Raw genomic sequence first — 14,547 nt, 5'->3', positions numbered from 1 at the left:
ATGGCCATGGAAATTGGTTACATGATGCTGAAGGCTTGACGCTAGAGATTAGTGCGATTAGTCATCCTCATTTTTACCAAAACCAAAGAGCCTAAAGTCAGTGACGATGCAGACAATTTGGCCATTGTCGTCGTATCCCCAGTAAGAGGCATAGCCACCGTCTCCCCAGCCTGAACCAAAGGCCATCACGTTGGCCCCGGTGCTCTCATTAATGCAAAAATTGGCCCAATCCCCTTTTCTGTCATAAGGATATTCAGCGCTGACGGCTGCTTCTCCATTGCTCTCCATTTCATCAACTACGGGTTGGCAGTATTCATTTTCAAATCTGTCGGAAGCCGCCTTTTGCAATGCCCACGCCGCTTCTCCACTTTCTTGCCATGCGGCAGCGTACTCGTCAGGATCAGGTTCATCCATCTGCTTCAAGATTTGGGCAACCTCGGCATCCATGAAGCTGCCAGTGCCTGAATCTACGCCGTAGTTTTGATAATTAGCGGGCCTGTCAGAATTAAGAATCGCCAGCTCCCATCGAACTGGCATCTGTTGGCTCACCTGTAGCATGGCACAAGCGATTCTTCTATCTTGTCTAGGTTTGAAGCCCGCAAGACTCAGCACCACAGGATAGCGTCCTGGCTCTACAGTTTGTGTAAAGCAGTACCTGAGATCAGGGGGTAAGAGCGGATCACAGGCTATCAACTGGCCTGAGGGCAGTACTAACTCCCCAATGGAATGGGTGGTAAATTCGACCGTTTGCGGCCCGTCGTAGGGCAAGTTGTACTGAAATTGATAGCCGTCTCGAAACGCCTTTTCAAAGTCAGTGCGGATATTCCCGTCGGCATCGCGGATGTTGAGCATAGGTAGACTCTGAAGCAGCTCGATCGGCATACATAGGTCAATAGTGCCCCAAACAGCTACCATCTACAGGCTCGCCAGCGGGTAAGATGAGGCGATCGCCTGATTGATAGACGCTGCTGAGCAGCCAGGGAGAATGCGGTGGGGAGTGGATTGGTATTGGCGCTGGCCGGGCTGTTGGCCGGGGTGCTGGCGGGGTTTTTGGGCATTGGCGGCGGCACGGTGATGGTGCCAGTGATGGTTGCCCTGGGGCTGTCAGGGGTGCAGGCAGTGGGGACGAGCACCCTGGCGATCGCCCTGATTTCCCTGGTTGGTAGCGTGCAAAACTGGCGCATGGGCTTTCTCAACCTCAGCAATGTCGCCATGCTGGGCCTGCCCGCCCTGATCACTGCCTACCTGGGTCAAAAGCTGGCTACGGCCCTGCCTGAGTATGCCCTACTGGGAATTTTTGGCCTGTTTCTGCTGCTCAACATCTACTTGATCGGTATCAAAAAACAGGTTATCCGTCAGGCGCAGCAGGCCGAAACGAGCGGTGGTGCTGTGCTACCCAAGGCGCGATCGCAGTCAGTATCACCTACGGTGTTTCGCTTGGGTATTGGTGGGCTGGCGGGATTTTTAGCTGGGCTGTTTGGCGTTGGCGGCGGCGTGGTGATGGTGCCGCTGCAAATTTTGCTGCTGCAAGAGCCGATTAAGGTAGCGGTGCAGACCAGTCTGGGGGCGATCGTGATTACCGGGCTGTGGGCCTGTCTGTGGCATGCCCAGGCGGGCAACGTGCTGCTGGTTACCGGCTTGATTTTGGGGGCGGCAGGGGCGATTGGGGTGCAGGTAAGCACCCGCTACCTGCCCCGCCTACCCGACCAGACGGTAAATATAATGTTTCGCGCGCTGCTAGCGCTGCTGTCTGGATACTTCTTCTTCAAAGCCTGGGTCAGCTACAACGGCTTCCCTGCCTAAGCTAACCAAAGCGCGAAGCTAGTGGTGCGGTGTTAAGCAGATTGAGCAAAGCTCGCTGAAGAATATTCCAGGCTCATGGCAACCGGCGAATAAACGGGCTAGCGTGCGTATAATGCGTTCTCACTGCCCATGCGACCTCTTCGGACCGGCCCCCTAACCGTTGAAACGGTGACTGTCCCCATCCGCGATCTGCCCCAGCGGCTAGAGGGCTGCCGCATTGTGCAGCTCTCTGACTTTCACTACGATGGGCAGCGCCTCTCAACTGGGTTGTTGCAGCAGGCGATCGATCGCGTCAATGAGCTAGCCCCCGATCTGATTGCTCTGACGGGCGACTATGTCACCCGCAACCCCGCCCCTATTTTTGACCTGGTGACTTATCTCAGCCAGCTCAAAAGCCGCTTTGGCACGGTGGCGGTGCTCGGCAACCACGACAACGTTACCAAGAAGGGGCGCAAGACAATTCTGCGATCGCTCCAGCAGGCTGGTATTTGCGTCCTGTGGAACGAGATCGCCTATCCCCTGGGCGACGATCTGCCGGTGGTGGGCCTGGCCGATTTTTGGTCTAAGGAGTTTCAACCAGCACCGCTGCTCGACTCGCTGCCCCCGACTCAGCCCCGGCTGGTGCTCTCCCACAACCCTGACTCAGCAGAGCTTTTGGCTGCCTGGCGGGTCGATTTGCAACTCTCTGGCCATACCCACGGCGGGCAGGTGGTGCTACCTGGTATCGGCCCTATGTCTGCTCTCCTTCAGTCTCTGCAACTGTCGGTGCTGCCGAAGTTGCCCTTCGACCTGCCGTTTCTCAAGCGCAAACGCAACCGCGCCAAAATCGTGCGTCATTGGGAATGGGTTTCAGGACTGCACGCCGTGGGCCAAAACCAGCTCTACGTCAACCGAGGTCTCGGCAGCTATGCGCCAGGGCGGTTGGGGTGTCCGCCGGAGGTGACGGTGTTGAAGTTGGTGAGGGGATGAGGAAGACGCTATGCAGGTAATAGGTTTAGAGACTCGCTTAACCCTAGGCACTTGCTAGGACGCAATCGGCTCGCGCTCAATCTTTTCGGCTGTCGGTTCCTTGGCGATCGCGACCTGGGGCAAAAACCCTACCGCTTTCATGATTGCCCCCAGATTAACGCCGTCTTCGAGCAGGCTGACGTGACCGCTGTGGGGCAAGGGATAGATGCGGGAATTGGGCAGTAAGGTGGCGAGGCGCTGGGCTTCTTCGAGGGAGGGCAGGAGGCGATCGCCCAAGGATGCCACTAGCAGAGTTTGTGCGGTCACCCGGTGCAGGCGCAGCGGCTCTAGGCGAAACTGTGACAGCAGTGACAGCCGCCAGGCAGTGCTGGCCTGGGTGACTGCAGCCATGGCGCGCATCAGCGCCTGGCGGTTGACCTCCCCAATGCGGCTGAGGTTGGCTAGTACTGGCAGGCTGGTTAATGTGGAGCTTTGGTATAGGGGCGGGGCGACCCAGGGGGTGATGCTGGCTACCCACTGCATCCATGGGAAGCGGTGGAATGCCGAGGCAGAGTTAATCAAGATCAGGTGGCTGGCTAGGGCTGGGGCCAGGGCGATCGTTCGCAGGGCCAAGCAAGCTCCAAACGACTCACCGCAGAGATAGATCGGGGCCGTTCTGGCTTCTTGGCGAATTAACTGCACTGCTTGGTGGGCCAGGCCTTCCCAGGAAGACATGTCATTGCCCGGAATCACTAGGCAGCGAATGTCAAAGTGAGATTTTAGTTCGGCGCTTTGAAGCCCAAATAACTCGCCACTGCCATCCATGCCGGGGAAATAAATAAATAGGGGATGCTGGGGATTCTTACCAAAGGGGGCATAGAGCTTAAGAATGGCAGGTTCAGGCATGGAGAAGTAGGGGTGACGACGGGCGCTCGGATAGGCCAACCAATACAGTTATACCCACTGGGGCATCAAAAGCACCCTAGTAAAACCCTTGCTTAAGCAGCATAGCTACTTCATCTTGGCAGCACTGGGTTAGCTCTGAGGCTAGAGCGCCATTGCCTTTGCTGCGGCGGTGCGATCGCAGTCGGGTATCTACCCGCACCGGGCGACCAACCATAATATCTACCTCGTGGTAAAACACCGCTGGATGCCAGCCCGGCTGCTGAAACAGCGGTTCAGAGGAGTCAAATAGGCTAAGCAACCGCAGGGGCAACACCGAGTTGTTGGTCTCGCGATGAGCGGCGATCGCCACGGGCACAATCGCCAGTTCATCCACCGGTGCTCGCAGGGCCAGTTGGGCAAACCCTCGATGAAAAGAGTTGAGATTGTCGGGGGTGGTTTTGTTCACCATGGGGGCCGCCCCCTCTGGGAAAATGCCTACCGCTTCCCCTTCTTTGAGCGCTTTCATGGCCCGACGAAAGAAAGCAGTTTGACCCTTGTCGGGGGCATCCAGCGGTAGACAGCCCAAGGCGTTGATCACCGTGCGGAGGACGGGCACCTGACTCATGTAGTGGTGGCAGGCAAATCGCACCGGACGCCCTAGGGCGCTCATTACCAGCGGCGCATCCATAATGCTACGGTGGTTGCTCACTACCACCATGGGCTGGTGAGGCGGCAAGCGGTCTTGTCCGTGAACTGACATCCGCACCTGCGATAGGGTCAGCAGCCAGTTGGACACGTCTAGGGGGTTAGCCGTTAGAGATGTTAGCGGCGGTACAGGAGCTAGGGTCATGCAAACCTACAAAGACGAAGAGAACTCAGCCACCTTTAGCAGGAGGTAGCAAAACCTTATAACTCACAACTTAACAAACTATTCAGCGTTCAGAAGTGTATAAACCCGTTGATTTAAGCGAGATCTCCCCACCGGTATAGCTCTATCGCTTAGAGGCACGCAGCTGCCCACAAGCAGCATTTTCCTCTAGCCCGCGCGAGTAGCGAACGGTGACAGCAACCCTACGCTTCTCTAGCTCGGCAACAAAGTTGCGAATGCTAGCTTCGCTGGGGCGTTGATAGTCGGCCTCATCAATGGGGTTGTAAGGAATTAGGTTGACGTGACTCTGAAAGCCGCGCAGGTGCTGAGCCAGCTCAGCGGCGTTGGCAGGCTGGTCGTTGAGCCCCGCCAGCAGAATGTACTCAAAGGTCACCCGGCGACCCGTCAGCTGCACATACTCTCGGCACTCGTCGAGCAGCACTTCTAGGGGATAGGCCCCAGCGCTGGGGATCAGCTGCAATCGCTGAGCCTGGTTTGAGGCGTGCAGGCTCACGGCTAAGGTGACTTGAAGCTGCTCCGCCGCCAGGGCGCGAATGCGGCCCGGCACCCCCACCGTAGATAAGGTCATAGCGCGCTGGCCAATACCCACATCCCGATTGAGGCAGCGGATGGCAGCTACCGTGTTAGCAGCATTCAGCAGCGGCTCGCCCATGCCCATAAACACAATATGGCTGACTCGCTGGCCAAAGTCTTCCTGAACCGTAAGCACCTGGTCAACAATTTCGTGGGTGGCCAGGTTGCGCATAAAGCCGCCCTTGCCCGTAGCGCAAAAGTCGCAGGCCATGGGGCAGCCCACCTGCGACGACACGCACACCGTCAGCCGCTTGGCCGAAGGAATGCCCACGGTTTCAATGATTTGGCCGTCGGCCAGTTTGAGCAAATACTTGACGGTGCCATCGCTGGCTACCACCCGGTGATGCAGGGTGGATCGGCCCAGGTCAATGTGGGCCACGGTTTGACGCCAGGCCTTAGAGAAGACTGTGATGTCTTGGAGCGATCGCGCTCCCTGCTGATAGATCCACTGGTAAAGCTGCTTGCCCCGATAGCTCGGCTGCCCCTGGGCTTGTATCCACTCGGTCAGCTCCTCCAAAGATTTCCCTAGCAAGGGCGCTGGCAAGATTTCCCCAGCTGTAGGGGTTGGCTGGGCAACAGCGTCTGCGAGAGGTGAGTCAGTGGAAGACAGGGGAGAAGCCATGGCCACAGGGAATGCACAATCCTCTATGGTAGCGATGTTTGAACCGTAAGGGTGCTACCGACGGCGACTGGGAAAGTCATCAGAGTCTTTCTTGGGGGATGCCGTGTCCGTGTGCATCAGCTCGACTATACCCTCTGTCAACATTTTAGGATCCATAAAGACCACTTTGGAGTTTTCGCTCTCCCCGAGTCTTTGGTTGGCCTCAACATAGCGCTGAGCTAGCAGATAATTCAAAATCTCGGAAGTGTCACCCTGGTTTTGCAGCGCCTGGGAGAGCATTTGAATCGATCGCACCGTAGCCTCAGCCCGCTTAATGGCGGCCTCCTGTTCGCCCTGGGCTTCGAGCACCATGGCCCGGCTTTTTAGCTCTGCTGCCTGCTGCAACTGCATCGAGCGCCTCACCTCTTCAGGGGGAATAATTTCTTGTACTTCGACCCGCGTCACCTTCACTCCCCAGGGCTCGGTCGCTTCATCCAGCTGGGAGAGCAACGCCCGGTTTAGCTCATCCCGAGAGGAAAAGGTCTTTTCAAACTCCATTTTGCCGATTTCCGATCGCAGGGTCGTTGTGACCAGTTCTTGAATGGCCTGTTCAACGTTCTCGATCGCGTAGTAGGTTAGCTCTAGTTCCAGAATGCGCCAGTACACCACCGCGTCAACTTCCAGCGACACGTTGTCTCTGGTGATCGCCCCCTGTTTGGCCACGTCGAGAATCTGCTCACGTACGCTGTCGCGCAGCACAATATAGTCGAGCACCGGCACGATGAAGTTTAACCCTGGCTTGAGTTTGCGGTTGTAGCGCCCCAGCCGTTCTACCAGAGCTTCGGTACCTTGATTGATGATGCGCACCGAGCCAACGGTGTAGCCAATAATGATTAATGCCAGAATCCCGATGATTGACGGCACGGCCAGCTCCCGGAGCTAAAGAGTCGAGTAAGCCTGTTCTACTGACCAGTGTACTGATTTCTCGCTAAAGTGAGCCATTTGCTCGGCCAAGCGGGTTCACGGTTTGGGGTCTAAGGTTTGACCGCATTACTCCTTGCTATCTCGAACAGGCCACCTGCTGTAGCACCGTCATCGGGCCAAAGGCTTTGAGCAGGTCAAGCTGCTCCGGGTTTTTGACCAGCAGCGACCCCGCAAACCCCAGCGAATTTACCGGAATCGATTGGTAGTGATCCTGCCGGCGAGCCACCGCCATCATCCACTCGCGGGTAATCAATAGGTTGTAGGGAAATGCTTGGGGGGGCTGACTCCAATCAACTCCTAGGTGAGTCAGCAGGGCGAGGTAGGTCTCCAGCAGCGTTTTGCCCTTTGGAAAAGCCCCCTCTTGGAGGGCAGCAATGGCGTGGTGAAAGGGCAATCGGGGGGAGGCTACTGGAGCCGAGGTGGGCTTAAGGGCCAGGTCGGCCACCACCGTGGCTAGGGGCAGAGGGCCGCGATCGGGGCAGAGGGGCGGTGGCACCAGCTGAAGGTGTTTGTGGCGCTGGCTTGCCCCGGCCAAACGACCGCCGTTGTAGAATGCTAGCCCGTCAATGTCGGCCATACAGGTGGCTAGGGCTTCAAAGTCGGCCAGGGTCAGCCAGCTATCTTGATCTTCGTAGGCGCGGGTGACGATCAAAATATGGTGGTCGACCACATTGTACTTATTTAAAAGGCACAGGTGGGTGGCTGACAGGTTGGCCACAAATAGGTCTGGGTCGTAGGGCAAAAAAGGATTGACGGGCTTGCCCATGCGCTGCTGGCTCTGCTGGGCCAGATCGGCCTTTTCCTTGCGGGCCAGGTTGGCCAAAATTCTGACTAAAAACCGCATGCCTCCCTGCTCTAGAAACTCGTAGCGGGTGTCGATGGGCTGAAGGGCACCACAGCTTTGGGCATGGCGCGTCTGCTGCTGAATTTTGCTCCAGAGGGCACCGGGCGCTAGCTCGACCTCGGGGAAATGCTCCATAGGGAAGGAAATGGGGAGAGAGTTGCCTTCCCGACTGTAGCAAACCGTTGACCGAGCAGTACTGTGACAAGGCTACAGAAAACGTCTATCAAACCTTTTTGAAACTAATTTCCTTTAAAGCAACAACACCCATTCTCTTGACCAAAGAACTTCCCGTTTATGGTTGAGCTTTCGTGGAGATACGGGACAAAACTTACACTTCAAAAGAAGGTGAGTTTATCGCGCTTAGAACTCCCATTTGCTACTGAAGGAAGGGTTGGTTTGAGCGTTGGGTGTTGCCGTTTGAACGAGACAGATGTATAGCTAACAGCGTTTCACTCCTTTTTCTGGGTTGACTTTTGGCTGTTTTATCTGCCAGGGGAGCCTCGTCAGCTCCACATTCAATATAGCCCCAGAACCTGCTAATCCCTGCTGCTGAAACGATAGTTAACAGTGAGCTGAATGCCAATATTTTTAACAAACAATGACCTTGATAAGGTCATTGTTTGTTAATGAGCTGAAGCAGTCTTTTTAGTCTGCTCAAAAAATATAGACGAGCGCACTCTGACGCAAATTGCGTAGAAACAGGCACTAATCTAGAGGGCTGAGTGAGCCTAATTCTCTGAAGGATCGTTGAAGCCACGGCTGCTTAAGATTTGCCGACCGCGCTGGCGGGCCAGTATTTGTAGGTCGATGCTGCGATCGGTCTCATCAACAATTTCGCCAGTCAGCACCTCTAGCACGTCTTCGAGGGTGACGACCCCCGACACGCCGCCGTACTCATCGACGACTACGGCTAGGTGTTCGCGAGCGGTTTGAAAGTCTTGCAGCAGCTTGTCGGCCCGTTCAGACTCGGCCACAAAACGCACCGGGCGGGCTACCTGGCTGAGCAACTGGTCTCCCTGACCGCGAATTAAGGCGGTGAGCAGCTCATTTTTGAGCACTAGCCCCACAAGCCGATCAATGTCGTTTTCGCTAATTAAGATGCGGCTGTGCTGAGAGTTGAGAATCTGGGCCTCGGCTTCGGCAATAGTGAGGTCGCCCGGCAGGTGGGTGACGGCTACCCGGGGCGTCATGATGTTGACCGATTTCATATCGTTGAGGCGAAACACCCGCAGAATCATTTCGGCTTCGTCGGCTTCAATAATGCCTTCTTGGTGGCCGATGGTGGCCAACAGCTTAATCTCAGCCTCGTTGGTGCTAGGCCGATTGCCATCGCCCACGAGGGGCGCTGTAACCTTCTCAAGCAGTAGTACTACTGGAGTAAACAGCCAGGTTATCCACCGCACCGGTATAGCCACGGCAAGGGCGACGGGAATGGCATAGCGCTCACCCAAAACCTTGGGGAAGATTTCCCCAAACAAGATGACGAGTAGGGTCAATACGCCGGTGAACAGCCCCAGCAGGGCATCGTTAAAAACCGTGGCGGCAATGCCCCCAGCTAAAACGCTGCCCACAATGTTGAACAGGTTGTTGAGGATCACAATGGTGGCAATGGGCCGGTTGATCTTGCGGCGGATGGCTAAAAGGGTTATGGCAGCAGGTTTTTTAGACTCGGCTAGCTGCTGGGCTTTAAGAACTGGCACCGATAGCAGTGCCGCCTCGCTGCAGGAGCACAGGGCAGAACCAATCAACATGGTCACAATGGCGATCGCGAGGGTCAGCATGGGTGAGTTAGGGGCGAACGAAATCCGCAGGAGGGACGCTGTTATGATTCATCTACTATGGTCCATTGCCGAGATTAATTAAAATTCTCTCGCACGCAGCTATTCAGCATTGCACTGGAGATTTGCTCCGGGTTAACTCTGAATAGCCTGCGCCGCGGGCTGCCCTGTTCTGAATCGTCTGTCTGCAAGCAACCTCATGAGCGATACCATTCTCAACGTTAAGCACCTCACCGTTCACTTTGAGGTCGACGGCCAGCTCATCCAGGCCGTGAATGACATTTCGTTTCAGGTGCAGCGGGGGCAAACCCTAGGCATTGTGGGCGAGTCGGGGTCGGGGAAATCGGTGACATCGCTAGCGGTGATGGGGCTGGTGCCCAATCCGCCGGGCAAGGTTGTCAATGGTGAAATCTGGTTTAATTCGGGCACCGGCGCCCCAGTGGATCTCGCTGCGCTGAGTGAGACTCAGCTGCAGGGCTACCGGGGTGGTCAGATATCAATGATTTTTCAGGAGCCGATGAGCTCGCTAAACCCGGTCTATACGGTTGGATTTCAGATGGTGGAGGCGATTCGTCAGCACCAGAATATTTCAAAGGAAGCGGCCCGTCAGCAGGCGATCGCCCGGCTGCAAGAGGTCAAACTGCTGCCTGCCGACGCTGCCCTAGCGGCTACCATCAAAACCGAAAAGCCGCGCATTGATGACGAATCTTTGAAGGAAGAGGTCGATCGCCGTCAGCAGGCCATTCTCGATCGCTACCCCCACGAGCTGTCGGGGGGCCAGATTCAGCGGGTGATGATTGCCATAGCGATCTCCTGCAACCCGGCTCTGCTGATTGCCGACGAGCCCACCACGGCGCTGGATGTGACGGTGCAGGCGACAATTCTCGACCTGCTGCGCGAACTGCGCGATCGCCGCGGCATGTCGCTGATTTTCATTACCCACGACTTGGGCATTATTGCTGAGATCGCCGACCAAGTGGCGGTGATGTACCAGGGCAAAATCGTTGAAGCCGGCCCAGTGTGGGACATTTTTGCTCAGCCCCAGCACCCCTACACCAAGGGGCTGCTGGCCTGTCGCCCCCAGCCCAACCAGCGGCTGCGGCTGCTGCCCACAGTGGCCGACTTTATGTCGGTGGAACTGGCGGGTACCGAGATCAACGCCGCGGCAGCCAACGGTGGCCTGCCGGTGGAGGGTGCAGCCCCCATCATTCGCGAGCGGGTGCTCGACGCCGAGGCCCAGGCCCGCTTTGCACCCCTGACAGAGGAAGAACTGACGGCACGAGCCGCAGCCCTAGCGGCCAACGGCCCCCTGCTGGCGGTCGAAAATCTTCAGGTGGGCTACCCGGTGCGGGGTATCTTTGGCAAGACCCGCAGCCACATCATGGCGGTGCAGGATGTGTCGTTTCAAATTCAAAAAGGCGAAACCTTTGGCCTGGTAGGCGAGTCGGGTTGCGGCAAAACCACCCTGGGCCGCGCCCTGCTGCGGCTGGTGCCCGCCATGGGCGGCAAGATTTGGTTTGAGGGGCGCGACGTGCTGGCGCTGGGCTCGTCGCCGCTGCGGCAGCTTCGCCGAGACATGCAGATTGTCTTCCAGGATCCCTACAGTTCGTTGGACCCGCGCATGAGCATTGGGGCGGCAATCGCCGAACCGCTCAAAATTCACGGCGTGATCAAGAGCAGGCGCAACCAGCAGGAGCGGGTGTCTTACCTGCTCGATCGCGTCGGTTTGCCCGCCAGCGCCATGAACCGCTACCCCCACGAGTTTTCGGGTGGGCAGCGCCAGCGGGTATGCATTGCCCGCGCCCTGGCCCTCAACCCCAAGTTCATCATCTGCGACGAGTCGGTGTCGGCCCTGGATGTGTCAGTGCAGGCTCAGGTGCTCAACCTGCTCAAAGAACTCCAGGCGGAGTTTGACCTCACCTATATCTTTATTTCCCACGACCTGGCGGTGGTGAAGTTTATGAGCGATCGCATTATGGTGATGAACCAGGGCCGGGTCGAAGAAATTGGCCCCGCCGAGCAGGTCTACCGCCAGCCCCAAACCCCCTACACCCAAGCGCTGATCAACGCCATTCCCATAGGCAGCCTCGATCGCATTCAGGAGTTGCAGCGCGATCGAGCCTCGGTAGCTTAGAACAATTGTTGGGAACTTTAGCGCTCATGCCTCGTGGGATAGCTCTCAAGCTCTGAATGTTTCAGATCCATCAAGAGAGGCCGCTTCAATAAAGATGCGGGTCACATCTTGATGGGTGGTGCGAATGCTCTGCTCGATACGGCGCACCGCCGCTTCGATCTCATCAGCAGAGAGATGATTGCAGAACTCAATATTCATCGCCAGCATGATATCCCTCGGGCCTAGGTGCAGGGTAATCGGTGGCCCCATGTCAGAGACGGCCTGGTCAGCTTTGACGAGGGTTTTGATGCTGTCTCGCACCGTTACCGAGGCGCTTTCCCCCATCAGTAGACTCTTAGTTTCGATGACCAACAGAATGGCGACTACGATGAGCAATAGCCCAATCATGATGGAAGCAGCGCCGTCATAGATAGCGTTGTCGAACATCTGGGTGAGCACAATTCCGCCAAAGGCAATGGAAAGGCGACCAGCGCAGCGGCATCTTCCACAATGACAATAAATGAGCCGGGATCTTTACTGTCGCGAATGGCCTGCCACAAACTAACCTCAACTTTGCGGGGATAGCTTTTGTTGAACTGCCGGATAGACACGGCTAGGGCTAAGCCTTCAAACACGGCAGCGGTGGCCAGCACGATATAGCTAACTAAGGCATGGTCGCCGACCTCAGGGTGTTGAAAGCTATGCCACCCCTCATACATCGACACGCCACCCCCAAAGAAAAAATCAGCACCGCAACCATCAGCAACCAAAAATACAGTTCTTGCCCATGACCCAGGGGAAATTGATCGCTTGGTGGAGCTTCGCTTTGCTTGAGACCGTAGAGTAGCAGCAGCTCATTGACAGAATCGACCACGGAGTGAATGCCCTCTGACAGCATGGCCGAGCTGCCGCTGATTGCAGCACCGACAAACTTGGCAACGCCAATGGCGATATTGGCTCCTAATGCGGCATAGATTGAAACTTTGGATTCACCACCAGCCATGCTCGCCTTCTTATACAGTTGCAACCCATTGTAGGGGCGTGCCCAGCCCAGCCAGAGGCTGTGATGAATTTTGATGGTGTGATTTTGACCAAACGCAATCGCTTTAGAACTGATGGCTATACTGCTGCGTGGCAAAGATGAACTCTGCTCTAGGCCGCACCCACGGCTTAACCAATCAGTGAGTTCGCGACTCTGTATTGCTGTCGGTGGTTTCTTTGATGCATCCATTAACAATGCTTGTATGACGGCATGACATTTGATTGCAAGGCCGCGATTCGTTAATGGGGGAACGTGATTTATGAATGCATCACCTTGCAATGTCAATGCATTGCCCCGCAATGCTAATACACACCCTCGCACTATTAATGCATTGCCTTGCAACGCTAATGTAGCAGCTTGATATTCAATGTCATCAATTGACAATGCCATTGTCATAGAGTGGTTCGATATATTGCAGCTTAAACAATCGATCTAAGGTTCAATAGGCTATGTGGTTTGTTGTTGCTGAATGCAAGGCAACTCACTGTAAATTCTGGCACACCGATCGCGCCATCCAGACGCGCCCATGACTACCCTAGGGGTGCTTTGCACGCCGAAAAAACCCGCCATGAAACGCGCCCTTGCCTTTGCTCTGGCTCCGCTTTGTCTAGGCCTTGCAACCACCCTGCCGCTGCCGACATTAAACGGCTGCTCGATGTTGGCCTGGGCGCAAGAAACCCGCATCTACGGCAGCGATGGCAGCGATGGCAGCAGTGGGCGATCGGGGCGCGATGGCACGGCTGGGCAGAGCCAAACTACCGTAGCCGATGGCACCTCTGCCAGCTTTACCCTCGCTGGCAGTGATGGCGAAGACGGTGAGAATGGCGAAAACGGCTATCGCCCCTCCTGTAGTGGTCAGCCCCGCAACGTTAACTACAATCTGCGCGCCCCCGACGGTGGCTCTGGTGGCGACGGCGGCAGCGGTGGCAGCGGCGGCAGCGGCGGCAATCTGACGGTTTACTATGGCGATCGCGCGGCTCTGCAACGGCTCTCGATAGATGCTCGCGGCGGGCGATCGGGGCGTGGCGGCCGCGGCGGCAATGGCACCGTGGGCTGTCGCTGTGCTGTGCACGAGTGGGAGCTTCAAACCTGCACCGGCACCCCTGGCCAGGCTGACTATCAATGCCGGGCAAACCGCTACCGCTGCTACGACGGCAGCAGCGGTACCAACGGTTCCTTTGGCCGCGATGGAACTGCCGGTGCCGACGGCCAGCTGTGGATTGTCAACCAGCTAGAGCCGCTGCTGAGCGAAACCCCGGCGATCGCGGTGGGGCTGCAAACTTTAGTTGACCAACCCGTGCGTCTCTCTCGCAACCTATGGGCTGAGAAATCGGGAGCCAACGCCCTGCTGGCCCCAGGGTCACGGGTCAACGATGTTTACCGCGAATATACCGGGCGAGTGGAAGGAGATGTCAGCCTCAACTGGCAAGCCCCCCGACCCCTAGGAAGTTTCGCGGGGGGCGACGTGCGCACCGAGATTCAGCCCGATGGGGCACTGACCGCCACCTTCCCTGACAGCCTCTGGGCCGACTACACCACCAGTCGCCAAGCTGACCAGCTCACCATCACTGTCACCAATGCGGTGCGGGCCAGCGATGTCACCCGCCTCGCCTCGGGAGGGGTGCAGGGCAGCGGTGCCAACCTCAAAGCCGTAGTGCTCGACTTGGCCGGTGAGTCGGCCTACCTAACTACCCAGTTTCGTCTGACGCTGAAAACCACCGACGGCGACCCCAGGGACGATCGTCGCCTGCGCTACGTCACCGTTTACGACGATGTGGTGCCAGCAGAACTGGTAAGCCTGATGGGCAACCGCTTTGAGCTAGCCCTGGGTCGCCTGCCCATCGATCGCGGCCCGTTGACCCGGGGAAAGTATGCCCAGATTGAGATTACGGCGGTGCGATCGCTGGGGACTAACAGCGCTGAGCAGTCGATTTCTTGGCAGGGGCAGTTCTAGGGAGTGGATGGATAGGTGGCTGGGTTCAAAGAATTCGAAGAAATCTCTGTAAAGCTTTGCAGTGGATGACGTAATCGCCCTTTAGGTAGCAGTGCGACTTGCCGCAGTTTGGCTATAGTAGCGGCGAGTAAAT

At 56.8% G+C, this 14,547-nt stretch carries 13 protein-coding genes; 4 read left to right on the top strand and 9 right to left on the bottom strand.

Features of this window, described 5'->3' with window-relative positions; genetic code table 11:
- Nucleotides 1-57 precede the first annotated feature (57 nt).
- Nucleotides 58-915 carry a DUF4241 domain-containing protein gene (locus tag H6F59_RS14360; RefSeq protein ID WP_190701118.1) on the bottom strand — a complete coding sequence of 286 codons (858 nt, stop codon included), beginning with the start codon at nt 913-915 and terminating at the stop codon, nt 58-60.
- Between the two features lie 75 nt (nt 916-990).
- Here H6F59_RS14360 and H6F59_RS14355 point away from each other — a divergent pair, with 75 nt between their 5' ends.
- Nucleotides 991-1,803 carry a TSUP family transporter gene (locus H6F59_RS14355; protein ID WP_190701115.1) on the top strand — a complete coding sequence of 271 codons (813 nt, stop codon included), beginning with the start codon at nt 991-993 and terminating at the stop codon, nt 1,801-1,803.
- Between the two features lie 129 nt (nt 1,804-1,932).
- Nucleotides 1,933-2,772: a metallophosphoesterase gene (locus H6F59_RS14350; protein ID WP_190701112.1), complete on the top strand. Its 840-nt coding sequence runs from the start codon at nt 1,933-1,935 to the stop codon at nt 2,770-2,772.
- A 54-nt stretch (nt 2,773-2,826) separates the two neighbouring features.
- Here H6F59_RS14350 and H6F59_RS14345 read toward each other — a convergent pair whose 3' ends face one another.
- The 6 genes from H6F59_RS14345 to H6F59_RS14320 form a co-directional block, all read right to left on the bottom strand.
- Entirely contained in the window at nt 2,827-3,657 is an 831-nt protein-coding gene (locus H6F59_RS14345; protein ID WP_190701109.1) for an alpha/beta fold hydrolase, read from the bottom strand.
- A gap of 76 nt (nt 3,658-3,733) precedes the next feature.
- Complete coding sequence (locus H6F59_RS14340) at nt 3,734-4,486, bottom strand: lysophospholipid acyltransferase family protein (RefSeq protein ID WP_199308628.1); 753 nt, start codon at nt 4,484-4,486, stop codon at nt 3,734-3,736.
- A gap of 142 nt (nt 4,487-4,628) precedes the next feature.
- The gene (rlmN, locus tag H6F59_RS14335; RefSeq protein ID WP_242021477.1) at nt 4,629-5,720 is read right to left on the bottom strand and encodes a 23S rRNA (adenine(2503)-C(2))-methyltransferase RlmN; all 1,092 of its coding nucleotides are present in this window, start codon (nt 5,718-5,720) and stop codon (nt 4,629-4,631) included.
- Nucleotides 5,721-5,774: 54 nt separating this feature from the next.
- Nucleotides 5,775-6,623 (bottom strand): SPFH domain-containing protein, encoded by an 849-nt coding sequence (locus H6F59_RS14330; RefSeq protein WP_190514805.1) that lies wholly within the window; start codon nt 6,621-6,623, stop codon nt 5,775-5,777.
- 136 nt (nt 6,624-6,759) lie between these two features.
- Complete coding sequence (locus tag H6F59_RS14325) at nt 6,760-7,662, bottom strand: phosphorylase (RefSeq protein ID WP_190701106.1); 903 nt, start codon at nt 7,660-7,662, stop codon at nt 6,760-6,762.
- 593 nt (nt 7,663-8,255) lie between these two features.
- Entirely contained in the window at nt 8,256-9,308 is a 1,053-nt protein-coding gene (locus tag H6F59_RS14320) for a hemolysin family protein (RefSeq protein ID WP_190701101.1), read from the bottom strand.
- 196 nt (nt 9,309-9,504) lie between these two features.
- Between H6F59_RS14320 and H6F59_RS14315 the strand changes: the two genes are divergently transcribed.
- Nucleotides 9,505-11,439 carry an ABC transporter ATP-binding protein gene (locus H6F59_RS14315; protein ID WP_190701098.1) on the top strand — a complete coding sequence of 645 codons (1,935 nt, stop codon included), beginning with the start codon at nt 9,505-9,507 and terminating at the stop codon, nt 11,437-11,439.
- 45 nt (nt 11,440-11,484) lie between these two features.
- On the opposite strand, the gene H6F59_RS27345 is transcribed toward H6F59_RS14315, so the two are convergent.
- Entirely contained in the window at nt 11,485-11,877 is a 393-nt protein-coding gene (locus tag H6F59_RS27345; RefSeq protein ID WP_242021476.1) for a hypothetical protein, read from the bottom strand.
- A 205-nt stretch (nt 11,878-12,082) separates the two neighbouring features.
- A complete protein-coding gene (locus H6F59_RS27340; protein ID WP_242021475.1) occupies nt 12,083-12,856 on the bottom strand; it encodes a cation diffusion facilitator family transporter in 774 nt (257 codons plus the stop codon).
- A 172-nt stretch (nt 12,857-13,028) separates the two neighbouring features.
- Here H6F59_RS27340 and H6F59_RS14305 point away from each other — a divergent pair, with 172 nt between their 5' ends.
- Nucleotides 13,029-14,414 (top strand): collagen-like protein, encoded by a 1,386-nt coding sequence (locus H6F59_RS14305; RefSeq protein WP_190701096.1) that lies wholly within the window; start codon nt 13,029-13,031, stop codon nt 14,412-14,414.
- Nucleotides 14,415-14,547 lie beyond the last annotated feature (133 nt).

The organism is Nodosilinea sp. FACHB-141, assembly GCF_014696135.1.
Classification (GTDB): Bacteria; Cyanobacteriota; Cyanobacteriia; order Phormidesmidales; family Phormidesmidaceae; genus Nodosilinea.
Note: the sequence above shows the minus strand (reverse complement) of the source record. Positions and strands in the feature narration are given on the sequence as shown.

Bases quoted from the DNA above. Each gene is read 5' to 3' on its own strand.
- H6F59_RS14360 (WP_190701118.1), bottom strand. From the start codon at position 915: ATGGTAGCTGTTTGGGGCACTATTGACCTATGTATGCCGATCGAGCTG.
- H6F59_RS14350 (WP_190701112.1), top strand. From the start codon at position 1,933: ATGCGACCTCTTCGGACCGGCCCCCTAACCGTTGAAACGGTGACTGTC.
- H6F59_RS14345 (WP_190701109.1), bottom strand. From the start codon at position 3,657: ATGCCTGAACCTGCCATTCTTAAGCTCTATGCCCCCTTTGGTAAGAAT.
- H6F59_RS14340 (WP_199308628.1), bottom strand. From the start codon at position 4,486: ATGACCCTAGCTCCTGTACCGCCGCTAACATCTCTAACGGCTAACCCC.
- rlmN (WP_242021477.1), bottom strand. From the start codon at position 5,720: ATGGCTTCTCCCCTGTCTTCCACTGACTCACCTCTCGCAGACGCTGTT.
- H6F59_RS14325 (WP_190701106.1), bottom strand. From the start codon at position 7,662: ATGGAGCATTTCCCCGAGGTCGAGCTAGCGCCCGGTGCCCTCTGGAGC.
- H6F59_RS14320 (WP_190701101.1), bottom strand. From the start codon at position 9,308: ATGCTGACCCTCGCGATCGCCATTGTGACCATGTTGATTGGTTCTGCC.
- H6F59_RS14315 (WP_190701098.1), top strand. From the start codon at position 9,505: ATGAGCGATACCATTCTCAACGTTAAGCACCTCACCGTTCACTTTGAG.
- H6F59_RS27340 (WP_242021475.1), bottom strand. From the start codon at position 12,856: ATGACAATGGCATTGTCAATTGATGACATTGAATATCAAGCTGCTACA.
- H6F59_RS14305 (WP_190701096.1), top strand. From the start codon at position 13,029: ATGAAACGCGCCCTTGCCTTTGCTCTGGCTCCGCTTTGTCTAGGCCTT.